The sequence below is a fragment of the Pseudomonas sp. LB1P83 genome (assembly GCF_054897885.1).
Window position 1 is genome coordinate 3755924 of sequence record NZ_CM142709.1, and the last position, 21672, is coordinate 3777595.

Sequence of the window (21672 nt, forward strand, 5' to 3'; positions counted from 1 at the left end):
CAGGCAGAGCGATTCCGGGCCGCTGGTGGGCCATGGAATCGGGAAGTCGAAGCGAACTTCCTGAATAACTCCGTCACGGTGCTACAGAACGAAATGATCGACATGTCTTGCTCCTTCAGGAACACCGTGCCTTGCACTTTCGAAGCGATGGCAGGCTTCAGACGGGCGCCCTTGCACATGACTAAAGTTCCATAGCGATGCGCTGTCAATATTACGACGCAAAAAACGACGATTGGCATTTGAGATGCCAACTTACTGTTCCTTAAGGATATATAGAGATTTATAACAACTGCTAGAGCGAAATGTTATTTCAAACTGTATCGCTAGAGAGACAAACGCCACCTACGCTGCTGCCTTGAACGCAAATATTTTTTGAACTTTTTTGAGAGCGCTAGAGCTTGTGTCGACGAGCTGTCTGCGCAACCACATCTAGGGTCCGGCACGACATTTGCTGCAGTTGTTTTGCCTCAAAGGGAAACTGGATTTCGGAGAGGGACTATCAACATGCACAAGCAGTCGAACACCCGCTCCGAACTGGCCGACGCGATTTTTCGCCTGCGCCGCAGTTTTTATTCGCTGGCCGGGTTCAGTGGCATCATCAACGTCATGATGTTGACGCCAGCCATATACATGTTGCAGGTCTATGACCGGGCCTTGGTCAGTCGCAACGTCACGACGTTGACGATGCTGACCTTGCTGGTGATCGGACTGTTCTTGCTGATGTCCACACTGGAATTGGTCCGCACCCGCGTGCTGATCCGGGTCGGCAACTGCCTCGACATGGACCTCAACCGACGCGTCTTCACTGCTGCGTTCGAGCGCAACCTGAGCCGCGCCGGAGGCAATCCGGCCCAGGCCCTGCAAGATCTCGCGCAAGTTCGTCAGTTCCTCACCGGCAATGCCCTGTTCGCTTTTTTCGATGCGCCCTGGACGCCGATGTACCTGCTGGTCGCCTATCTGATCCACCCGCTGCTCGGACTGATCACCCTGATCGGTTCGCTGATTCTGGTGTTCCTGGCTTATCTCACCGAAAAGGCGACGCAGAAGCCGCTGGCCGAAGCCAATCAGGCCGCCCTCTCCTCCGCCTGCTACGCCAACAACAACCTGCGCAACGCCGAGGTCATCGAGGCCATGGGCATGCTGCCGTCGATTGGCAAGCGCTGGTACCAAAGCCATTTGCGCATCCTGGAAATGCAGACCCTGGCCTCCGACCGTGCCGCCCTGATCAGCAGCACCGGGCGCTTCGTGCGTATCACTTTGCAGTCGCTGATACTCGGCGCCGGCGCACTGCTGGCGATCGAAGGCAAGATCACCCCCGGGATGATGATTGCTTGCTCGATCCTCACCGGCCGAGCGCTGGCCCCGGTAGAACAAGTCATCGCGTCGTGGAAGCAACTGCTCGGTTGCCGTTCGGCCTGGGGCCGGCTCAACGAGATGTTTGAAGACTATCCGCGCCGGCCACCCAGCATGTCGCTGCAGCGGCCGCTAGGCATGCTGGCGGTGGAGAATGTGTATGCCGGTGCCCCCGGCACCAGCAACACGATTCTGCGTGGGGTGAGCTTCAACCTCTCGCCCGGCGAAAGCCTTGGCATCATCGGTCCATCCGCCTCGGGCAAATCCACCCTCGCCCGCCTGCTGGTCGGCGTCTGGCCGGCGCAGGCCGGCAAGGTGCGCCTGGACGGCGCGGACATATTCACCTGGAACAAGGGCGAACTTGGCCCTTGGCTCGGTTACCTGCCACAGGATGTGGAGCTGTTCGAGGGCACCATCGCCGACAACATTGCGCGCTTTGGCGAAGTGGACAGCGACGCGGTCATCCGCGCCGCCAGAACGACTGGAGTGCACGAGATGATCCTGCGTTTTGCGCAGGGTTACGAGACCCGTCTGGGCACCGATGGCAGCCCGCTTTCCGGTGGCCAGAAGCAACGCATCGCCTTGGCCCGCGCGCTGTATGGAGAACCCAACCTGATTGTGCTGGATGAGCCGAACGCCAACCTCGACGACGTCGGTGAAAAGGCCTTGGTCGATGCGTTGGCCCAACTCAAGGGCCGTGGCGCTACCGTCATTCTGATTTCCCACCGTCCCAACGTGCTCTGCGCCGTCGATAAGGTGCTGATGCTGCGTGACGGCGGCGTGCAGATGCTTGGCACACGGGACGAAGTATTCGCAGCGCTGCGCAAGACCAATGTGATGCCTGCAGGCGCGTCGACTCCACTGGCCTCCGTCAAAGCACGGGAGTGACCGATCATGCAAATGAACCAACACATCGAGATGATTCGTACCGATCCCAGAAACGTGGTGGATCTGGACGTCGGCAAACCCATGCGCAGGGGCCTGTGGCTGGTGCTCGCCGGCTTCGGCGGCTTCCTCCTGTGGTCCTGGCTGGCGCCGCTGGATGCGGGCGTCGTAGCGACAGGCACGGTAAAAGTCACCAGCAATCGCAAAGCCGTGCAGCACCTGAGCGGCGGCACCGTGGAGGCCATTCTTGTACGCGAAGGCGATGCAGTGAAAAAAGGCCAGGAGGTGGTCCGCCTCGACTCGCTGCGCGCCGTTGCCGAACAGGGTGCGGTCAGCGCCCAGTACATCGTCAGCAAGACCGTGGAAAACCGCCTGGAAGCGGAACGTGACGGCCGCGATGTAGTGAACTACGACCCCGAATTGCTCAAGCGCTTCGGGAACGACCACCGCCTGGTGGCCGCCATGGATCTGCAACAACGTTTGCTCGATACCCGGCGCGCCGGCCTCGCTGGCGAAATCAGCATCCTGCAGGAAAACCTCGCAGCGTCGGCGGTGCAGCTCAAGGGTCTGCAGCAGGTCTATGGCGCCCGCGCCTCGCAGATCAGCTTCCTCAATCAGGAACTACAAGGCACCCGCGTGCTGGCAGCCGAAGGCTATGTGCCGCGCAACCGGCTGCTTGAGCTGGAACGCAGTAATGCCGACCTCTCCGCAGGCCAGGCCGAAAACCTCAATAACATCGCTCGCATACGGAGCCAGACCACCGAAATCAAGCTGCGCATCCTGCAGCGCCAGCACGATTACCAGAAGGAAGTCGAATCGCAGCTCACCGACACCGCCAAGGAGAACACCACCCTGGCCGACCGCTTGCGTGCGCTGGACTATGAAGTGACCCACACGGTGATTCGCTCGCCCATCGACGGCATGGTCCAGTCACTGAGCATCGCGACCATCGGCGGGATCATTCAACCCGGCTTCAAGATCATGGAAATCGTTCCGGACAACGAACCGCTGCAAGTCGACGCGATGATTCCCGTACAGGCCATCGACAAGATGGTCCCCGGCCTGGCCGTGGACATTGCCTTCCCGGCCTTCAACCATGCCCAGACGCCCAACATCCCAGGCCGCGTGAAGACGATATCCGCCGACCGCCTGCTCGACGAGGAAAGCAAGCAACCGTTCTATCTGGCTCAGGTAGAAGTCACGCCCGATGGCATGAGCCTGCTTGGCAGCAATCACATTCGTCCGGGCATGCCCGCCAGCGTCACCATCAAGACTGGCGAGCGCAACTTGATGAGCTACCTTCTCAAACCAATGCTCGAGCGTGTCGACAGCTCGTTCAAGGAGCAATGAAATGGACCGTCATTGCCTGATCTTCTGCCTGCTGGGGTTATCCCTCCCGGCCAGTGCCATGGACCTCAAACAAGCCTGGGATCTGCTGCAATACCAAGGCCCCGTCTACCGCGCCGCTGTGCATGAAAAAGAGGCTGGGCTGGAAAACCGCGCCATCGGCCAGGCCGGCCTGCTACCGCAGATCAGTGCCTCGGCCTACGACAACAAAGTCAGTGGCACCCAGCGCCAGAGCGGTATCGAAAGGGATCTGGACTACGACTCCAAGGGCGCCAACGTGCGACTGCGCCAACCGCTGTTCAACAAACAGAAAATGGCCGAGTACCGCCAAGGTAAACAGCGTGCCGACTACAGCGTCGCGGTGTTCGATGCCAAGAGTCAGGACGCCGCGGTGCGCCTGGCCGAAAGCTATTTCGACGTGCTGTTGGCCAGCGAAACCATCGTCCTCGCCAAGTCCAAGCTGAGCGCCTTCGATGAGCAACTCGCCTCGGCGAAACGGCGCATGGAGCTGGGGGCCGGCACTGTCACCGACATCGACGAATCGGTCGCTCGCCGCGACCTCGCCGAAGCCGAGCTGATCGAGGCGCAGGACAACTTGATCAATGCGCGCCGCAAGCTTGAGGAATACATCGGAGAAACCCCCGAATCGCTGACCACCTTGCGTCCAAGCTTCGATACGCCACCGCTGCTACCGAGCAACCTGCAGGACTGGTTGGTCAAGGCTCAGACCGATAGTCCGCTGATCCATGCGCGCCGTCATAGCAGTAACCTCGCTGAAGAAGAAGTGAAGCGCGCCAGGGCGGGCCACTGGCCGACCCTGGATTTCGTTGCTGGCTACACTGCGGGCGATAGCCAATCAATCTCCGAGCTCAATCAACGCAACCGCTACGGCTCGATCGGGCTGGAAGTCAATTTCCCGCTGTACAACGGTGGCGGCACCAGCGCACTGACACGCCAAGCCAGCGCCAATAGTTACAAGGCCCTGGACGAACTCGACGCCACGCGACAAGAAGTCATCTCCGGAACTACCCGCGAATATGCCGGCATACACAGCGGCGCCAAACGTATTCATGCGCTGGAGCGAGCCGTGGAGTCCAACGAACGTTCACTGACTTCGACACGCAAGGGTTTCAAGGAAGGCGGCACCAGCACCAATTCGGACGTCCTCAATGCCCAAGAGCTGCTCTTCGTTGCGCGCCACGATCTGTTCGAGGCCAAGTTGCGCTATTTGATGTCGCGTCTGCGCCTGGCCTCTTCGGTGGGCAGTCTGGGCGACGATGATATCGACCAGATCAACAACTACCTTGGCCCGGAACTACTGGTCACCAACTGACGTTCGCCTGTCGGCCGGTTGAGCTAAATGAGGGCCGACCGGCGCCGCACTTCTGGGTAACTTTGATTAATCAAAACCCGCCGCTCATCACCGCCCCCCGAACCCATCTCAACGCTCTGGCGCTGATGAAATCGCATTCTCAGTTGTGGACTGCCTGATTTTTCACTGTCGAAAACGGGCAACTACCACTCCCACAAACGGGGCATTACACCCACCATAAATGGGGAGTTTCCACCGTATTTGAGGAATCTCCCCCACCCTGTTTTTCGATCACTTGTCACACACAAAGCCGCCAGTTAATAAAACTGAACTTTTTCTTCACGCTGCTGTAGTGGCTCAATTGTTGCTCCACTCCGTGTACCCGCATTAGCTGTCGTCCCGAGCATGGAGACGGCGGGGCATCACGCGAGGGCTGAAAAAATGAAACGCGCAAAACCACCGTGCAATTCCATCTACTTTTTGCGCAGATCAAGCCTGCCCTGCGCGATGCTCCTTACCCTCAACACCGCCAATGCCGTGCCGCTCGACGATGTCAGCCAGCCGCCACCGACGGACCCCTCGGCGTATACCAATCCGCCCGCCGATCCTGCGGCAGCGCTGGAAGCCTTGAAAACAATGCCGTCGACCAACCAGGGCGCGATTGCCCTGCCCAACGGCGCGTACGGTGACCGCAACACCCCGCGCGCTGAAAACGCGCTGCCGCCGAACCTGCAAACCTCGTTCAAAATCCCCACCAACGGCAAACCCAGCCCGTTGTTCGGGGCGCAACCCTACACCCAGCAACTGCTGCTGTTGGAGGAATTCGGCACGGAAAAACTCGACCCGACCCTGCCCGCACCGACACTGACATTCCCTGTGCCCCTTGCCGGCCCGGCGCCACAGCAGGACCCGGACAGCATCGCTCGCAGCGGCCCGTCGAGTTCGGCACTGGAAGCCTTCATGCGCCAGCCCGGGCTTTATCCGTTTCCGTCGCAATACTCCAACGTGCTGGATCGCAACCCCTGGAAATCGCAGATTGAAGCCTTCCTCAACCGCCATCCGGTGGGTTCGCCGGCCGAAGGTCGTCCGCCAGGAAAAGGCTGGTCCCATCAACGCTGGAACGAGTTCTACCCGCAGGTCGCCTTCAAAACCGTGCAAGCCGGCGCCAAACTCAACGGCGGCATGCGCGACCGCCGACAAATGCACAACTACGCCGCTGGTGAGTTCGGGCCTGGCGGACTCTACTACCAGACCTCGGACATCCCGACCACCACGGGCACCACCAAAGGCATCGACACTCGCTTTCACCCTAAAATGCCGATTCAGAACCACAAAGCGTTATGGACCTTCGACGGCACCTTTCCTACAAAACTGCTGATGGTGCGCTACGGCCAACCGGTGCTGATGCGTCACTACAATGCCCTGCCGATCGACCCTGCCGCAAACATGGGTTTCGGCCTGCACACCCTCAGCACCCACGAACACAACGGCCACAACCCGGCCGAAAGCGACGGCTATACCAATGCGTTTTTCTTTCCGGGGCAGTACTACGACTATCGCTGGCCAATGCAACTGGCCGGCTACGACACCATCAACACCAAGGCTGAAGATCCTCGCGCGGCGTTCCCCTGCGCCCCGGGCGAAACCCTGTTCGTCAACGACGCCACCCCGGGCCTGAAGACCTGCAACAACGGCACCATCAAGATCCGCGGCGACTGGCGCGAAACCATGAGCACTCACTGGTTCCACGACCACATGCTCGATTTCACCGCGCAGAACGTCTACAAGGGCAACGCGGTGATGATGAACTACTACAGCGCCCTGGATCGTGGCAACGAGGCGGTCGAGGACGGCGTCAACCTGCGCCTGCCCAGCGGTTCGGCGCTGCCTTGGGGCAACCGCGACTATGACGTCAACCTCATGATGGCCGACAAGGCCTGGGATAAGAACGGCCAGCTGTGGTTCAACCCGTTCAACACCGACGGTTTCCTCGGCGACCAGATCCTGGTCAACTGGCAGTACCAGCCGCGCCTGAACGTGCGCGCGCGCAGCTATCGTTTCCGCATACTCAACGGCTCGGTGTCGCGCTACTTCAGAATCGCGCTGGTGCGTGAAATCGCCGGCAGCGGTGGCGAATTCCCGGGACCGGCGGGTTCCGGCGTGTCGTATGCCCGCGTGCCATTCCACCTGATCGGCAACGACGGCAACCTCATGGAACACGCCGTGCCGTTCGACGGCAGCATGGACATGGATGGCGATGGCGACTTGCAGGACCACAACGCTATCCTGCCGACCCAGGGCATCGCCGAGCGTTACGACATCATCGTCAACTTCGCGAAGAACGGGATCAAGACCGGCGACAAGCTGTACTTCGTCAACCTGATGGTGCACCAGGGCGGCAGGGGTCCGGAGATAGAACCGGTGAGCCTGGCCGATGTACTGTCCGGGAAGTACAAGGCGGTGCTCAAGCTGGGTAGCAAAGGGCTGGAATGGGACGGCGGCGACCCGGTGGTGGGCAAATTCATGCAATTGGTGGTTCAGCCTTACAGCGGCACGGATGTGAGCATGAACCCTGCCGAGTACGAGCCGGCCAAACCGGGCAAGGCGGCGGGTAAAATCATGATTCCGCTGACCCTCAACCGCGACGATCCGACGGTGCAGGCCAAACTCAAACTGGCGCGGCATCGCGAGTTCATCTTCGGTCGCTCCGATGGCACCGACGAAGAACCCTGGACCATCAAGACCGACGGTGGTTTTGGCCTCCAGATGGACTCACGGCGAATCAGCGCTGCGCCGCAACTGGCCAACGGTCCGACGGATGCCGGGTTCTCCGGAGACGGCACCCTCGAAGTCTGGAAAATCAAGAACGGCGGCAACGGCTGGACCCACCCGATACATGTGCATTTCGAAGAAGGCATCGTCCTCAACCGCGACGGCAAGGCGCCGCCGGAATGGGAAAAATGGGCACGCAAGGACGTTTATCGCATTGGCGAAGGCATCGACAGTTCGGTGGACGTGGAAATAGCCATCCGCTTCCGCGAGTTCGCCGGGACCTACATGGAGCACTGCCACAACACCCAGCATGAGGACACTTCGATGCTGCTGCGCTGGGACATCGAGAGGCCCGGCCAGTTCCAGTTGATGCCAACGCCCCTGCCCGGCTGGGACGGCGTCACCTATGTGAACTCTGCGGCGCTGCCGACCTTCCGCACAGGCGAAGGCGAAAACAAAAAACCGGTCGCCAAACCCGACAGCGCCACCAGCAGAGACGGCAAACCGCTGACCATCAATGTCCTGGCCAACGACACCGACCCTGACGGTAATGTGCCACTTAAAGTGGTGGGTCTGACGCAACCGAGCGCTGGCAAGGGCACGGTCACGGTCAGCACCGACGGCGTACGTGTGATCTACACACCACCGTCCACAATCGCCGCGTCGTTCGTCGCCAGCTTTACCTATCAAGCCAGCGACACCAAGGGCGCGGTGTCGACACCGGCGACGGTGACCGTGGCGGTCTCGGCACCTCGCTGACGTGACCGCAACGCCGCAGGCCTGCTCAGGAATTGCTTGAAGGGCTGCTCGCAGCTTCGCAGGTTGCGTTCCTGGGCGGAAATCTCAATGGGTCGATAGCTGCCTTAGATGCGGCAGCTATCGATTCCAGTCATTCGCGACCGGTAGCATTCGGTCCAGAGTTTCTAAAACGGTTAGTACAGGTTTCTACGTTCATGACCGGGACTAAAATTGCTCCTGTGCAATTTCGGTCCGAGTCGTGAGTCTCGTACTGTCACTCGGATTTTGTGGCGGCTGCCGCCTATGGCGCCTAAAGCCTGCACCCACGCGCCTGTCCACTCAGCCAGTTGCTAGAGGACTTCGCTAAACCGGCTGTTATCGGCCCAAAGCCTGTAAAAACGCCTACGCGAACAACACCCCGAAGGGCGCTTCCCATACCAACTTAAAAATGCCTCCCCATTTCAGAGGAAGCACCCCCATAAACGGGCTTTTTTACCCACAGCCTATATTGAAAGAGGCCAAAAAATTGGTTACACCGGCTGAACTTATAGGCTCTTAAAGTTTGGCATAGAGCTTGCTGAACGTTAACTAGCACATTAATCGAAAGAGTAAAGCTGCTTCAACCGGGTCAGCGGCACTCCCAAGGCATATGCATTCAATAGATAATAAAATGCCCCCCTAAGTTCGCCGCTCATAGTACTTTGCTATTTTATGGAGCTACCGTCATGCCCCATGAGTCGATAACGCTTACGTCTATACTCATTCTTCTAATTTTTACTATAGGGGTAGGCTGGAATCTTATCGGCTTGTTATTCGATTAAGAATAAACGGTAAATACCACAATCTTCTTACTGCATTGATGTCCTCTATGGCCGCTTGCTGCCCATCGCGAAAGAGCGGGCTACCGCGTCACTCCTCGACGCATCCATACAACCCCTGCCGCCGATCCCGATGCAAATCATTACGCGCACTGATGCGCTTGTTCCGTGCGTCAGCGAGGTTAAGTGTCGCCAGCAAAATCTGCTCACCCCCCTGCTCCGCCGGCCCAGCCAACGGGTAACCGTCAGCATCGACGATCACCGAACCTTGCACCCAGCCAACCCCGCGTTCATGCCCATGCCGGTCACACGCGGCAATGAACATCCGGTTGACCGATGCATTGGCCTGAACCCGCACCACTTCCGCCGGACGTTCAGTCGGTGGTCGCGGTCCGTCGGGCCAGTTGACCGGCGCACAAAGAAGATCAGCGCCGGCCAGCGCAGGCAGTCGCACCCACTCCGGAAACTCCAGGTCGTAGCAAATCAACACGCCGATCCGTCCATGAGCCGTTTCGACCACCGGCGGCGCGGCGTTACCGGCGCTGAAGATTTCGCTTTCGGCATCCCAGAGGTGAGCTTTGCGGTACACAGCACGCAGGCCTTGGGCATCGATCATTGCCGCGCTGTTAGCCAATTCATCGCCCTCCAGCCGTTCGCAAAACCCGCCGACCACGACGAGGTTCAGCTCGCGGGCGAGTGCCGACCACAGGTTCAAGGTCAGTCCTTCGACCGTTTCGGACAAGGACAATGCTTCGCTGCGGTCGTTGAATACATAGCCGCTTTGCACCAGTTCAGGCAGCACCACCACGTGAGCCCCCTGCAACGCCGCCGAGCGAATCGCTCGTTCAGTCAGCGTCCGGTTGTAAGCAAGATCGCCTATTTTCGGTGCCACCTGGCAGCAGGCGACTACAGTATTTTTCACGCTATTCAACGCCCCTCCTCCACAGGCTGATGAGCCATGGCAACAATGTCGCTCTCGGTGATCGAGTCGATGATCCGGCGTTCGTATTCAAGGTCGATCGAGCGGCTGAGCAGGTAATACGTCAGGCCGGAAACCACCAGGCCCACTAGCCAGGCGATGTCCACGCCTTCGAGCATGCGAGCCAGCGGCCCGACGAACACCTCTTTACCGGCGGCGGCATCGAAGATGTAGAAGAACGGCACCATCGCCGCAAAGCCGATGAGGTACGAGACGATCCCGCGAAATTGCCAGGCGCCATAAATGCCCTTCGGCGTGAAGAAATGCGGGATGGCGTAGCGGCCTTTGCGCACGAAAAAGTAGTCGACCAGATTGACCGCGGTCCAGGGCACGAGGAAGTACAACAGCAGCACGAGAAAGGTGTTCAACAGGGCGATGCCATCGCCTTTGATCGACAGCACACAGGTCAACAGGATGAGGCTGATCGCGGAGATGGACATCACCCGGGCGCGGGGTGTCGGCGTGATCTTTTTGATCGAGTCGACGCCGGTCAACAACGTCAGCATGGCGCTGTAGGTGTTGAGCGCGATGATCGGCAGGAAACCCGCCACCGAGACGATGACCAACACATTGCCCAGGCCTGGAATCATCGACGATCCGACCTGGTTCAGCGCCACCAGCGCATCCGCCGCTTTCAACTGCTGCGCGAGCCAGGCGCCGAGGCCGATCATCCAGCTGCCTGACAACGATGCGCCGATGAACACGGCGGCGATCAGTTTCGGCCGGCTGGTGTTTTTCGGCAGGTATCGGGAATAGTCGGAGACATACGGCGCATAAGAAATGTTGTAGCTCGCGCCGATGGCAAACAGCGTGGCGAACGCCACCCAGCTGAAACCCAGATCGGTCGCCGGTGTGACGCCTTCCTGGCCGGCACCGAACATCAGCGCGATGGTGACCAGCGCATACAGCGGCAGAGTCGCCAGCAACGCCCACTTGAAGGCTTTGTGCATCAGGTCGTGGCCGTAGATCGACAGCAACGCGCCAATCAGTACCACAGCAATGGCGACGATGGTCGGGTCGACGCCGAAGACATGTTCCAGGCCGTTCATGATCAGCGAGATGTTCACCACATTGAAGCCGACGAACACGAACATCGTCGCCATCAAGGCCAGGATCACGCCGCGATACCCGAACTGGGCACGGGACTGGATCATTTGCGGAAGGCCCATTTCGGGACCTTGCGAGCCGTGGAAGGCCATGAAGATCGTGCCGAACATGATTCCGAGCGCACCGGCGACCATGGTCCACAGCGCCGACAATCCGAGGCTTGGGCCGACAAATCCGATGGAGATGGTGAAGAAGTGGAAGTTGCCCAAAAACCAGAATGGGCCCTGACTGCTGAGCTTGGCGTGACGTTCGTTTTCCGGGATGTAATCGATTGAGTGGCCTTCGATGGCCAACCCGCCACTCGCCTCGATGGCGTGCGCAGAATGAGGAGACCCTGACATACGATTGTTCCTATGCAGTTGATTGTTGTTTTTATGGGCAAAGCGCCGGTTTCATTGCAATGTAGGGCCTGGATCAGGGCTGTAAAATATCGCAGGCACACTGTTCACATAGAGCTGCGTCTATGTGAGTGAACATTGAGGGACACCCATGCTGGGCATTGTATCGAAGCTGGATCTGCGCTTGATCCGGGTATTTCTGACCGTCGTTGAGGCAGGCGGCATCTCGGCCGCGCAAACTGCGCTCAACACCACGCAGCCCACCATCAGTGCGCAACTGGCGACGTTGGAAGCGCGGGTGGGATTTCGCCTGTGCGAGCGAGGGCGCGGTGGATTCTCGATGACGCCCAAGGGCGACCAGTTTGTCGAGGCGGCGCGCCGATTGCTGGCGGCGGCAGAAGGCTTCCGGGTTGAAGTCCAGCACATCAATCGCAAGGTGTCCGGCAATATCAACATCGGTCTGCTCGGTCAGATCGATCCCGTTGCAAGAAAATCGCCCTGGCCATCGCACGTTTGCGATCGCGCCACGAAGGCCTGTATTTCCACTTCACGGAACTGTCGTCGTCATTGTTGGAAGAGAAAATCATCAATAGCCATATTGATCTGGCGATCGGTTACTTCTGGCACCGCTTGCCCAACATAGATTACTTCCCCTTGTTCCAGGAAACCCAGATCGCCTACTGCGCCCCTGCTCATCCGCTGTTTGAGCAAGTGGGCCAGCTGACCCGGGAGGACGTCAGCGATTTCGATTGGGTCTGGCCCAGCCACCCCTTACCGGAAATGCCCACGCCCACCTCGATCGAACGCCTGACCGTGCTCACTGACAGCATGGACGGCGCGGCGCTGCTCATTCTGTCTGGCCAGCACCTGGGCTTTCTGCCGCAGCACTATGCGGCGAAGCATGAACAACTGGGGCAATTGCATCCGCTGAATCCCGAGCTGCTGCGTTATGAGGTGGGGTTTCATGCGGCGGTTCGGCATTCGGCGCGTCAGCGTGATTTGGTGAGCGCGTTCCTGAATGAACTGATCGATATTTTCAGTACTTAGACGCGTATTTCGCTGGTCCGGATGACGTCGATCCGGGCCACCGAACCGGACAGGCGCTCCAAGTCCTTATTGTGTTCTGCGATGATGTCATCGGCACGCATGTTGCCGTTGTCGACAGTTGAATGGGCGTCGGCAGCGAGCACTACGTCGTAACCCAACGAGTGTGCCTGGCGAACAGTAGCGTTAACGCAATAGTCGGTTTGTAGACCGCATATGATCAGGCGATCAACGTCGCGCTTTTGCAGCAGTTGGCGCAGATCGGTCTGATAGAAAGAGTCCGGTGTGGTTTTGCGTACGCGCAGGTCCTGGAGTGATGTCTCCAGCCCGTCCGCCAGTTGCCAGCCTTCGGACCCGTGTTTCAGCAGGTCACCCTCCTCGTGTTGGATGAAGATGACTGGAATTTCAGCATCGCGAGCCTTGGCACTGAGAGCGTTGATGTTCTCGATGACGCGTTTGATCTCAAAGCATTCGTACTCGCCAGTGCACAGGGCGTGCTGGACGTCGATGATCAGCAGTGCAGTAGTCATAGTCCTTCCTTGAGAGGTCGGTAGATCAGGGGACAGAAAATAGATCTGTCCCCTTTGAAAAACAACCCCTAATAACCGAGCGACAACCCGGTATTCCTGCGCGGGTCATTGGCCCCATAGAAGCGGTTCTTGCCCACCGGTTTGCCTTCCAGCGAAGGCGCGCCCACCAGAATCGCCGCCACATGGTTGGCATCCTGCGGCCCGGCAAACTTGTGCCCCCAGCTTTCGAGCATCTTCACCGTGTCCGGACTGGTCGTGAAGGTCTCCAGGTTGGTCTCTTCCGGCAGCCATTGCTGGTGGAAACGCGGTGCATCGACCGCTTCCTGGATGTTCATGCCGTAGTCGATCACGTTGAGGATGGTCAGCAAGGTGGCGGTGATGATACGACTGCCGCCGGGGGTGCCGACCACCATGACCACTTTGCCGTCTTTGGTGACGATGGTCGGGCTCATGGACGACAGCGGTGCCTTGCCGGGAGCGATGGCGTTGGCTTCGCCTTGCACCAGGCCGTACATGTTGGGCACGCCGATTTTCGAGGTGAAATCGTCCATTTCGTCGTTGAGGATGACCCCGGTTTTGCTGGCCATGACCCCGGCGCCGAACCAGTCGTTGAGGGTGTAGGTCACCGATACCGCGTTGCCCCATTTGTCGACGATGGAGTAATGCGTGGTGTTGCTGCCTTCATGGGGCGCTACGCCGGGTTTGAGTTCGCTGGATACGGCGGCCTTTTTCGGATCAATCGCGGCGCGGATTTTAGTCGCGTAGTTTTTGTCCAGCAGGTGGGCGATCGGGTTTTTCACAAAGTCCGGGTCGCCGAGGTAGCTGTTGCGGTCCACATACGCGTGGCGCATCGCTTCGATCTGGTAATGCATGCCTTGGGCCGAGCGGTAGCCCAGGTCTTTCATCGGGTAGCCGTCGAGGATGTTCATGATCTCGCAGATCACCACGCCACCGGAGCTTGGCGGCGGTGCCGACACCACGTGATAACCCCGGTAGTCGCACTCGATCGGCGCCAGTTCACGGGTCTTGTATTTGTCGAGGTCGGCCTGGGTGATGATGCCCTTGTTGGCTTGGCTGGAGGTGACGATGGCGTCGGCCACCCAGCCTTTGTAGAAACCGTCTTCGCCCTTCTCGGAAATTTCCCGCAGGGTTTTCGCCAGATCCTTCTGTACCAGTTTTTGCCCGACCTGCATCGGCTCGCCGTTGCTCAGGAAGATCGCGCCGGAATCCTTGATGTCCTTCTTGAACACGTCGGTGGCGTATTCCAGCAATTCAACATCGCCCTGCTCCAGCACAAAACCGTCTTCGGCGAGTTTGATGGCCGGGGCGATAACTTCCTTACGGGATTTGGTCCCGTATTTCTTCAGCGCCAGTTCCATGCCGGACACGGTGCCTGGCACGCCAACGGCCAGGTGGCCTCGGGTACTCAGGTCCGGAACGACATTGCCCTCTTTATCGAGGTACATGTTTGCAGTGGCAGCCAGGGGGGCTTTTTCGCGGAAATCGAGGAAGGTCTTGCGCCCGTCCGCCAGCTGAACGGTCATGAAACCACCGCCACCCAGGTTACCCGCGGCGGGATAGACCACCGCCAGCGCATAACCCACCGCGACGGCGGCATCGACGGCGTTACCGCCGTTCTTGAGCACATCGACGCCCACATGGGAGGCCAGATGCTGGGCCGTGACGACCATGCCGTTTTCGGCCGCGACCGGGGCCACGGAGGCCGCGTGTGCACTGAGGCAGCTGAGCGCCAAGGAGGTCGCAATCAGCGATTTGGCAAAAGGTTCGAACTTCATGAGTCGGTCTCTTCTTGTTTTTAAAGTAGGAAACGCGTCAAGAGCAGTAGCCAGTATGGCTGGGATTGCGTATTGCGCCTCCCTGTCGAGGCAGTATGCTTGGCCTCTGTTCAGCCCTTCTGCGGAGTTCGCCGGCATGACTTACACCTTCACCACCATGGCGTCTCCGGTCGGCGAGCTGAAGCTGGTCGCGAAAGATTCAAGACTGGCAGCCATCCTCTGGGAAAAGGACAAACCGAACCGGGTTCGGCTTGGCCCGATGAACGAAGCACCGGATAACCCGATCCTCATACGCGCCGCTCAGCAGCTGCAGGAATACTTTGCCGGCACGCGAAATCACTTCGAGCTGGAACTGGATTTTGCCGGAACGGACTTTCAGAAGAAGGTGTGGCAGGCGCTGCTGACCATTCCGTTTGGCGAGACGCGCAGCTACAGCGAGATCGCCGAGCAGATTGGCAATCCGAGCGCGGTCCGGGCGGTGGGTGCGGCGAATGGCAAGAACCCGATCTCGATTGTTGCGCCGTGTCATCGGGTGATTGGGGCGTCCGGGAAACTCACCGGGTTTGCCGGCGGGCTTGAGGCGAAGGAACGGTTGTTGACGCTGGAGGGTTGCGAGTGGTCGGGGGCCAGCCGAACAGGCGATCTGTTCTGACGGACCAGAATACCTGTAGCAGCTGTCGAGCACCGCGAGGCAGCGTTCGGCGGCGAAGCCGTCGTGAGATCCGGCAACGCGGTGTTTCAGGAAAACCTTATGCTCAGGTTTTACGACGGCTCCGCCGCCGAACGCTGCCTCGCGGTGCTCGACAGCTGCTACAAGGGGTACGCGTGGTTCAGGCGAAGATGTTTTTCATCGCCGCATACTGAAGCAACATGATGGTCTTCGCATCGCAGATCTCTCCGCGATAAAACGCCTCCAGCGCCTCGTCGAATGTCCACTCCAGCACTTCCAGTTCTTCGGTCTCTTCTTCCAGCCCACCGCCCTCGCTGACTTTCGACGCGGCGTCATATTCGGCGATGAAGAAATGCAGTTTTTCGGTGACCGAGCCCGGGCTCATGTAGGCCTCGAACACCTTTTGCACGTGGTGAACGCGATAACCAGTTTCTTCTTCCGCTTCGGCGCGAATGCGTTCTTCAGGTGCCGCACCTTCGAGCAGCCCCGCCGCCACTTCGATCAGCAAACCATCGTGGCCGTTGACGAACACCGGCAGCCGAAACTGGCGTGTCAGCACCACGGTTCTTTTCTCGCGGTTGAACAGCAGAATCGCCACGCCATTGCCACGGTCGTACACCTCGCGGGTCTGGCGCTGCCAGTCGCCGTTATTACGCTGATAGTCGAAGGTGATTTTCTTCAGCAGGTACCAGTTGTGGGACAACACCTGAGACTCAATGATGTTGACCCGTTCGGCTGTGTTCGCCATCACAACGCATCCTTTTTTCGTCAGAAGATCCCCATGGTAGGCGAAAACGAAAAAGCCCGGCATCTCTGCCGGGCTTCTTTTTACTGCTGGCTGGCGACGTCAGGCATCACGCTGCTTTCTTCGTGGAAAGAGAGCTGCTTGCCATTGATCAACGGCCCGTAACGACGACTGAACTCCCAGTTGTAAGGCACATGGTCTTTGTTAACACCATTGTCCCAGTTCACCGACCAAGTCATCAGGCCCTTGATCGAAAGCCCCTTGGCGTCGAGACGCTTGAAGGCATTCACCACTGCCGCCGGGTTGATCACGTAACCGGTGGCCGCCGCGTCGACGTTGGCGGGCAGGCCGATCACGAACTTGTCCGCCGGGATCTTCGTGAACCCCCGAGTACCGCTCACCAGACTTTCGGTCAGGTAGAACAGGAAGTCCTCTTTCAGCGCGTCGTTGTTCTGGGCAATCCACGCGCCGTTGCCGTTATTGGTTTCCTGCACCCAGATTCCGTCGCCGCCCTGGTTGTAATACTGCGGCGCGATGAAGTCGTAATAACCTTCCAGAGCCTGGAGGTAGCCGACGTATCTGCCGCCAGTGGTCAGGTACGGAAACTCCGGCGCCATGCTGATGATGAAGTGTTTGCCTTCACCGGCGTAATGGTCTTTGACCCGTTTCAGTGCGGCAGGCAGGACGGTCTTGTTGTCGGCGAAATCAATCGCACTCTGTTCAAGATCGATGTCCAGCCCATCGAAGCCGTAGGTTTCCACCAGACGGATGATTTCATTGGCCAGTGGCAGTTCGTTGCCTTTGTGCAACTCGATGTGCGCGTCGGCGCCACCGAGGGAAATCAGCACCGCCCTGCCCTGGCTATTCAGCACGCCGACCTGGCGACGGAACTCGGCGTCGGACAGGTTGTACGGTTTGAAGGTCGGGATGCCGTTGCCCTTCATGAAGGCCACGGCCACCACGTTGTAATCCTTGGGCACATCCTGCAGCGCAATGTTGCCGAACTGGCCGCGCTGGTAACCGTCGCTCGGCCCGGCGGGCCAGTTGTGCCAGAAGCCCATGAGGATCTTTTTGCCGGCAATGCTCGGCATCAACGACGCCGCGTCGGCGAGTGGCGATTTCAGCAACGTAAAGTCGAAAGTTGACATGTTCTATTCCTTGAACGTGTGGAGTTTGATACCGCTGGCCTATTTGAAGTCCACGTCGAACGCCTGGTAAAAGGCGTTGCCGGTGTTGGCCACGATCCACATCAGCACAATCACGTGATGGCCTTTTTTGTTGCCCGGCAATTTCACTTCGTGGTTGACCTTGGCCTTCATCTCGGCGGAATGGCTGTAGTACGGGACCTGGGTGTAGAAGTCGTCGAAGAACGATTTCGGCTCCAGTTGCGCACGGCTGATGCGCTGTTTCGGGTTCCAGCCATCCTTGGTGATGAACCAGCTGTAGCCACGGGTGACGTGAGGGGCGGTGTATTCCCAGGTGACCTTGAAAGTCTGGCCCGGATCGACATTCAACAAAGGCCAGGTGAATGGGCGACCGAGCTTGAGGCTCAATTCCTCGTTGGTGAAGTTGATGCAGTCACGGGCATCAGACTTGCCACCACTGAGGATGTAGCCATCAGCGGGTGGGGTGACACTGTCGCTGTCGGTTTGATACGGCGCCGGAAATGGTCCGGCCGTCAGCGACGGGAAGTTCTTGCCACCTTCCATTTCGTTGACTTGCCAGTTGCCCAGCAGCCCCAGCTCTACGGCCACCGCACCGCGGCTGGAGGGGGATGTGACACGACCGTGTCGAAGTTGAGGTTGAGTCTGTGGTTGGTTCATTTTTATCACTCCGTTGATTTAATAACTCTCCTTCCTGAGGAGAGGCCTTCAACCTAACGGAGCTGTTTTTTTTGTCCATCGACCCATTTTTTGCCCGGATGAGTCCGCCGTGGCAGACCATCCGAAAACACTGGATATAAAACCAGTACTCCAATCCAAGTCCTACGTCCCGTGTAGCAAATGGATTACAGCGCAAGGCAGCAATTGGGGACTTCATGCAGCCTATGAAAGCTGCGCCTTGTATTCCTTCTCGTACTGGCCGGCCAGAGCCTCTTTCTGCTTGTCGTCGAGCAGTTTGCCGGCCATCTGGAAGAACTTCTGCTCTTCCTCTTCCAAGTGGTGATGGACCTTCTCGGACAACTTCTTCGCAGTCGCCAGCCAGGCCGGGCTGGACATCTCCGTCTTATCCAGCTCTTCCATCATTTCATCCATCTCGTGGTGCTCGGAGATGGCATGGCGGCTGAGGTCGACGCCGTTGTCGAACTCCATCAGCGGGATGTAGAAATGGCGCTCTTCGGCGGTTTCGTGGGCCTGGAGTTCGGACCTGAGCTGTTTGTAAGCCTCGACCCGCTCCGGGGTGTCACCGCTGGTCTCGATGAGCGCTTTGGCATAGCTGCGTTGGCGGTCGTGACTTTCACGCAGGGCTTCAAAAATATTCACGGGTGATCCTCATTGGCCGCGTTCTGGAATGACGCTGTTTAGGCTAGACATCCGGGCGCGAGCGAGGGTTCCACTCAAGACGCTGGGACAACCGCCGGGGCACGCGGTAGGCTTGCGGGTGTTGTCCCCTCATGGCCATAAGGATTTAGCTGATGGAACTGCGAATCGAACAATCGCAAAACCCCACCGAAGCCGAAGAGCAGGCGATCCTGCTGCCGTTGCGTGCCTATAACGCCTCAAAGGCCGGCGTCTCGAAGCAGGAGCCCATTGCCTTGCTGGTCCGCGACGAGCACGACGAGATTCTCGGCGGCCTGCATGGGCGAGTCTTTTATCAATGGTTGTATATCGAGTTGCTGTCGGTGCCGGAACAGGCCCGAGGGCAAGGCTTGGGCACCAAGCTGATGCGAATGGCCGAAGACCTGGCACGGGAGAAGGAATGCGTCGGGATATGGCTCGACACTTTCGACTTCCAGGCGCCGGAGTTCTACAAGAAGCTGGGCTACAGCGAGTTGGGCCAGATCGTCGACTATCCGCCGGGGCACAAGCGCTTCTTTTTCCAGAAGCGCCTGATCAACGACGTATAACCCGCTCATATGATCCACACCCTCCAACTGTAGGCGCTAGCCTGCTGGCGATAGCGGTTCGTCATTCAACAGAGATGTCGACTGACCCAACGCTATCGCCAGCAGGCTAGCGCCTACAGTTGGACGGTGTGGGGCAGCGTCTCAGTTCAGAGGCAGGTCGCCAACGCCGCGAGGCGGCGCTTGGCCACAAAGTCGTCCTGCTGCGCGTAGTAACTCAACACGGTGCCTGACGCATCGGTGGTTACGTCCACGAAGGATTCCGCCGAACGCGTGTAGACGGTGGACCCACTCTTCTCACCGGGCTGCAGATACGCGCCGGCATCGACACCGAATACCGCCTCATCCTGCCAGGAAAATTGCACGCACTGGGCGACGACTTTTTCCGGCTTGTCCGATTTCAGGGTTTTGTAAGGGGCTTTGGTGCGGGCATCGTTCATCACCGAGCCGGCGCATCCCGCCAGCAACGTCACGGCCAGCGCCACCATCAGAATTCGCATTGTGTTCGCTCATCAAGAAAAAGCGGACTGTATCACCGTGGCACGGCGTATCGTTCTGCTTTACTTCATTTATACCGCGACACCGAGTGACGATTCGCGCACCCTGTCGCGCCATTAACGTCGCATCGCCCATTTTACCGGGCCCATTTTTCTGGAAAGGTCATGACCCCCAACGCCGAGTTTTACAAACCGACTGCCGAATACGCTGACAAGCTGATCAGCCAGATCGGCCAGACGCCGTCCTGGATCGCCAAGCGAATTGGCGTCACCGACAAACGAATCCGTTACATCCTCGACGGCGAACGCACCGTCAAAGGTGAAACCACGCCGATCCAGATGACCTACCCCGAGCAGTTTGCGCTCGAATGCCTGGCGGCTGCGGCCAAGGCCAAGAAGCAATCTTCGTAACCCCAGCCTCAAGGAGCGACCATGGCGGCAACCGAACAGCAACACGAGCAGGCGCTGAAGACGTTTCTCGATGAGCGCCCAGAACTGCGCGTCGAACTCGACAACCTCAACCCGCTGTTGGCTCAGGCCAAGGGTGAGACCCCGGCGCAATATCGCGACGAGCGTTTGCATGAGGCCTTCGAAGCCGAAGCCGAGCGCCTGGGTTTGTTTGCCTGGGAGCTGACATTGCAACTGACCGCCGCGACGCCTGAAGACTACGATACTCAGCGCCTGGAAGTGCACAAGGAAGTGGCCGAGATGGCCGGTATGGACTGGCTGGAGTATTGCGAGTTATATGGATTGAGCAAGTGACCACGACGGTCGCTGCCTGAGGACGACTTCCGCCGATGCTGCCATCCCTCTCAACTTCTCGCGCCAGTCCGGGACATCTGCATATCCAGAAATGGCGCGGGCGCATCGGCATGGCACTGGTGGCCGCGCTCTCGGTACTCGCCGGCATGACCGATGCCATTGGCTTCATGGCCAGTGGCGATTTTGTCTCCTTCATGAGCGGCAACACCACCCGTCTCGCCGTGGCCATCAGCGACGGCGATCTCGGCCTGACCTTGCGTCTGTTGATTCTCGTGGCGACCTTCATCGTCGGCAACGCCCTGGGCATTGTCGTCAGCCGCCTCGGTGGCCGCCGGGCGCTGCCCTTGCTGCTGTGCATCGCGATGTTGCTCTGCGGCGCCGCGGCCTGGCCTTATGACGAACAATTACCGGCGCTGCTGGCTGCCATCATCGCCATGGGCATGCTCAATGCCGCGGTAGAAGAAGTGAACGGCCTGCCGGTCGGCCTCACTTACGTTACCGGCGCCCTGTCGCGCTTCGGCCGCGGCCTGGGGCGATGGATGCTCGGTGAGCGGCGCAATGGCTGGCGGGTTCAGTTGATCCCCTGGACGGGAATGTTTGCCGGTGCGGTGCTCGGTGCCGTGCTGGAACATCATCTTGGGCTCAAGGCGTTGTTTGTCAGCGGGTTGCTGGCGGGGGTGATCGGGTTGCTGTCGCTGAAGATTCCGCGGCGGTGGCAGTTGGGTTACATGCCGCGCTGATCGGTGCCTGTCAGGCAGCCATCGCCGACAAGCCGGTCTCACTCCTACAGGGGTTTTGTGGTGGATTTCAATGTTGTGTACGACAAAAATCCCTTGTAGGAGTGAGACCGGCTTGCCGGCGATGGGGCCCGCACAGACAACATCGATTTAGCCGCCCCGACGATAAAGCTTTATC

The 21672-nt window shown here is 59.0% G+C and carries 17 protein-coding genes and 2 pseudogenes; 10 read left to right on the forward strand and 9 right to left on the reverse strand.

What is annotated here, in order from left to right; genetic code table 11:
* Positions 1 to 504 precede the first annotated feature (504 nt).
* The 4 genes from ACYZTY_RS17360 (at position 505) to ACYZTY_RS17375 (ending at position 8428) form a co-directional block, all read left to right on the forward strand.
* Positions 505 to 2241 carry a type I secretion system permease/ATPase gene (locus ACYZTY_RS17360; protein ID WP_461954745.1) on the forward strand — a complete coding sequence of 579 codons (1737 nt, stop codon included), beginning with the start codon at positions 505 to 507 and terminating at the stop codon, positions 2239 to 2241.
* A 6-nt stretch (positions 2242 to 2247) separates the two neighbouring features.
* On the forward strand, positions 2248 to 3588 hold the full coding sequence (locus ACYZTY_RS17365) for an HlyD family type I secretion periplasmic adaptor subunit (RefSeq protein WP_461954746.1): 1341 nt from the start codon (positions 2248 to 2250) through the stop codon (positions 3586 to 3588).
* Position 3589: 1 nt separating this feature from the next.
* Positions 3590 to 4918 (forward strand): TolC family outer membrane protein, encoded by a 1329-nt coding sequence (locus ACYZTY_RS17370; protein WP_461954747.1) that lies wholly within the window; start codon positions 3590 to 3592, stop codon positions 4916 to 4918.
* Between the two features lie 486 nt (positions 4919 to 5404).
* Entirely contained in the window at positions 5405 to 8428 is a 3024-nt protein-coding gene (locus tag ACYZTY_RS17375; protein WP_461954748.1) for an Ig-like domain-containing protein, read from the forward strand.
* Between the two features lie 888 nt (positions 8429 to 9316).
* On the opposite strand, the gene ACYZTY_RS17380 is transcribed toward ACYZTY_RS17375, so the two are convergent.
* The gene (locus ACYZTY_RS17380; RefSeq protein WP_461954749.1) at positions 9317 to 10156 is read right to left on the reverse strand and encodes a nitrilase family protein; all 840 of its coding nucleotides are present in this window, start codon (positions 10154 to 10156) and stop codon (positions 9317 to 9319) included.
* Positions 10153 to 11652 (reverse strand): purine-cytosine permease family protein, encoded by a 1500-nt coding sequence (locus tag ACYZTY_RS17385; protein WP_461954750.1) that lies wholly within the window; start codon positions 11650 to 11652, stop codon positions 10153 to 10155. The genes ACYZTY_RS17380 and ACYZTY_RS17385 overlap by 4 nt, the downstream gene beginning before the upstream one ends.
* A gap of 148 nt (positions 11653 to 11800) precedes the next feature.
* On the opposite strand from ACYZTY_RS17385, the pseudogene ACYZTY_RS17390 reads away from it, so the two are divergent.
* A pseudogene (locus tag ACYZTY_RS17390) lies at positions 11801 to 12696 on the forward strand (LysR family transcriptional regulator).
* Here the strand turns inward: ACYZTY_RS17390 and ACYZTY_RS17395 are convergent.
* Together ACYZTY_RS17395 and ggt are read right to left on the reverse strand one after the other, a co-directional pair.
* Positions 12693 to 13223 (reverse strand): cysteine hydrolase family protein, encoded by a 531-nt coding sequence (locus ACYZTY_RS17395; protein WP_461954751.1) that lies wholly within the window; start codon positions 13221 to 13223, stop codon positions 12693 to 12695. The pseudogene ACYZTY_RS17390 and the gene ACYZTY_RS17395 overlap by 4 nt on opposite strands.
* 68 nt (positions 13224 to 13291) lie before the next feature.
* Positions 13292 to 15019, reverse strand: coding sequence for a gamma-glutamyltransferase (gene ggt, locus ACYZTY_RS17400; protein ID WP_461954752.1), 1728 nt, complete (start codon positions 15017 to 15019; stop codon positions 13292 to 13294).
* A 136-nt stretch (positions 15020 to 15155) separates the two neighbouring features.
* Between ggt and ACYZTY_RS17405 the strand changes: the two genes are divergently transcribed.
* Positions 15156 to 15671, forward strand: a complete 516-nt coding sequence (locus ACYZTY_RS17405) for a methylated-DNA--[protein]-cysteine S-methyltransferase (RefSeq protein ID WP_461954753.1) — start codon at positions 15156 to 15158, stop codon at positions 15669 to 15671.
* A 178-nt stretch (positions 15672 to 15849) separates the two neighbouring features.
* Here ACYZTY_RS17405 and ACYZTY_RS17410 read toward each other — a convergent pair whose 3' ends face one another.
* The 4 genes and pseudogenes from ACYZTY_RS17410 to ACYZTY_RS17425 form a co-directional block, all read right to left on the reverse strand.
* Positions 15850 to 16437, reverse strand: coding sequence for an NUDIX domain-containing protein (locus ACYZTY_RS17410; protein WP_461954754.1), 588 nt, complete (start codon positions 16435 to 16437; stop codon positions 15850 to 15852).
* 143 nt (positions 16438 to 16580) lie between these two features.
* Positions 16581 to 17582: pseudogene (locus tag ACYZTY_RS17415) on the reverse strand (chitinase); the annotation flags it as partial.
* A 39-nt stretch (positions 17583 to 17621) separates the two neighbouring features.
* Positions 17622 to 18257 (reverse strand): lytic polysaccharide monooxygenase auxiliary activity family 9 protein, encoded by a 636-nt coding sequence (locus ACYZTY_RS17420; protein WP_461954755.1) that lies wholly within the window; start codon positions 18255 to 18257, stop codon positions 17622 to 17624.
* A 222-nt stretch (positions 18258 to 18479) separates the two neighbouring features.
* On the reverse strand, positions 18480 to 18917 hold the full coding sequence (locus ACYZTY_RS17425; protein WP_461954756.1) for a hemerythrin domain-containing protein: 438 nt from the start codon (positions 18915 to 18917) through the stop codon (positions 18480 to 18482).
* Positions 18918 to 19069: 152 nt separating this feature from the next.
* Here ACYZTY_RS17425 and ACYZTY_RS17430 point away from each other — a divergent pair, with 152 nt between their 5' ends.
* Positions 19070 to 19501, forward strand: a complete 432-nt coding sequence (locus ACYZTY_RS17430; RefSeq protein WP_461954757.1) for a GNAT family N-acetyltransferase — start codon at positions 19070 to 19072, stop codon at positions 19499 to 19501.
* A 146-nt stretch (positions 19502 to 19647) separates the two neighbouring features.
* Here the strand turns inward: ACYZTY_RS17430 and ACYZTY_RS17435 are convergent, their stop codons facing one another.
* Positions 19648 to 19998: a hypothetical protein gene (locus ACYZTY_RS17435; protein WP_461954758.1), complete on the reverse strand. Its 351-nt coding sequence runs from the start codon at positions 19996 to 19998 to the stop codon at positions 19648 to 19650.
* 162 nt (positions 19999 to 20160) lie between these two features.
* On the opposite strand from ACYZTY_RS17435, the gene ACYZTY_RS17440 reads away from it, so the two are divergent.
* The 3 genes from ACYZTY_RS17440 to ACYZTY_RS17450 are packed head-to-tail and all read left to right on the forward strand — an operon-like array spanning position 20161 to position 21497.
* Positions 20161 to 20406, forward strand: coding sequence for a hypothetical protein (locus ACYZTY_RS17440; protein ID WP_054053620.1), 246 nt, complete (start codon positions 20161 to 20163; stop codon positions 20404 to 20406).
* A 21-nt stretch (positions 20407 to 20427) separates the two neighbouring features.
* Positions 20428 to 20757, forward strand: coding sequence for a DUF6388 family protein (locus tag ACYZTY_RS17445; RefSeq protein ID WP_461954759.1), 330 nt, complete (start codon positions 20428 to 20430; stop codon positions 20755 to 20757).
* Positions 20758 to 20792: 35 nt separating this feature from the next.
* Positions 20793 to 21497, forward strand: coding sequence for a YoaK family protein (locus ACYZTY_RS17450; RefSeq protein ID WP_461954760.1), 705 nt, complete (start codon positions 20793 to 20795; stop codon positions 21495 to 21497).
* Positions 21498 to 21672 lie beyond the last annotated feature (175 nt).

What these genes read in the sequence shown, in the direction of transcription:
- ACYZTY_RS17360 (WP_461954745.1), top strand. Translation starts at nt 505, where the DNA reads ATGCACAAGCAGTCGAACACCCGCTCCGAACTGGCCGACGCGATTTTT.
- ACYZTY_RS17365 (WP_461954746.1), top strand. Translation starts at nt 2,248, where the DNA reads ATGCAAATGAACCAACACATCGAGATGATTCGTACCGATCCCAGAAAC.
- ACYZTY_RS17370 (WP_461954747.1), top strand. Translation starts at nt 3,590, where the DNA reads ATGGACCGTCATTGCCTGATCTTCTGCCTGCTGGGGTTATCCCTCCCG.
- ACYZTY_RS17375 (WP_461954748.1), top strand. Translation starts at nt 5,405, where the DNA reads ATGCTCCTTACCCTCAACACCGCCAATGCCGTGCCGCTCGACGATGTC.
- ACYZTY_RS17385 (WP_461954750.1), bottom strand. Translation starts at nt 11,652, where the DNA reads ATGTCAGGGTCTCCTCATTCTGCGCACGCCATCGAGGCGAGTGGCGGG.
- ACYZTY_RS17395 (WP_461954751.1), bottom strand. Translation starts at nt 13,223, where the DNA reads ATGACTACTGCACTGCTGATCATCGACGTCCAGCACGCCCTGTGCACT.
- ggt (WP_461954752.1), bottom strand. Translation starts at nt 15,019, where the DNA reads ATGAAGTTCGAACCTTTTGCCAAATCGCTGATTGCGACCTCCTTGGCG.
- ACYZTY_RS17405 (WP_461954753.1), top strand. Translation starts at nt 15,156, where the DNA reads ATGACTTACACCTTCACCACCATGGCGTCTCCGGTCGGCGAGCTGAAG.
- ACYZTY_RS17410 (WP_461954754.1), bottom strand. Translation starts at nt 16,437, where the DNA reads ATGGCGAACACAGCCGAACGGGTCAACATCATTGAGTCTCAGGTGTTG.
- ACYZTY_RS17420 (WP_461954755.1), bottom strand. Translation starts at nt 18,257, where the DNA reads ATGAACCAACCACAGACTCAACCTCAACTTCGACACGGTCGTGTCACA.
- ACYZTY_RS17430 (WP_461954757.1), top strand. Translation starts at nt 19,070, where the DNA reads ATGGAACTGCGAATCGAACAATCGCAAAACCCCACCGAAGCCGAAGAG.
- ACYZTY_RS17435 (WP_461954758.1), bottom strand. Translation starts at nt 19,998, where the DNA reads ATGCGAATTCTGATGGTGGCGCTGGCCGTGACGTTGCTGGCGGGATGC.
- ACYZTY_RS17440 (WP_054053620.1), top strand. Translation starts at nt 20,161, where the DNA reads ATGACCCCCAACGCCGAGTTTTACAAACCGACTGCCGAATACGCTGAC.
- ACYZTY_RS17445 (WP_461954759.1), top strand. Translation starts at nt 20,428, where the DNA reads ATGGCGGCAACCGAACAGCAACACGAGCAGGCGCTGAAGACGTTTCTC.
- ACYZTY_RS17450 (WP_461954760.1), top strand. Translation starts at nt 20,793, where the DNA reads ATGCTGCCATCCCTCTCAACTTCTCGCGCCAGTCCGGGACATCTGCAT.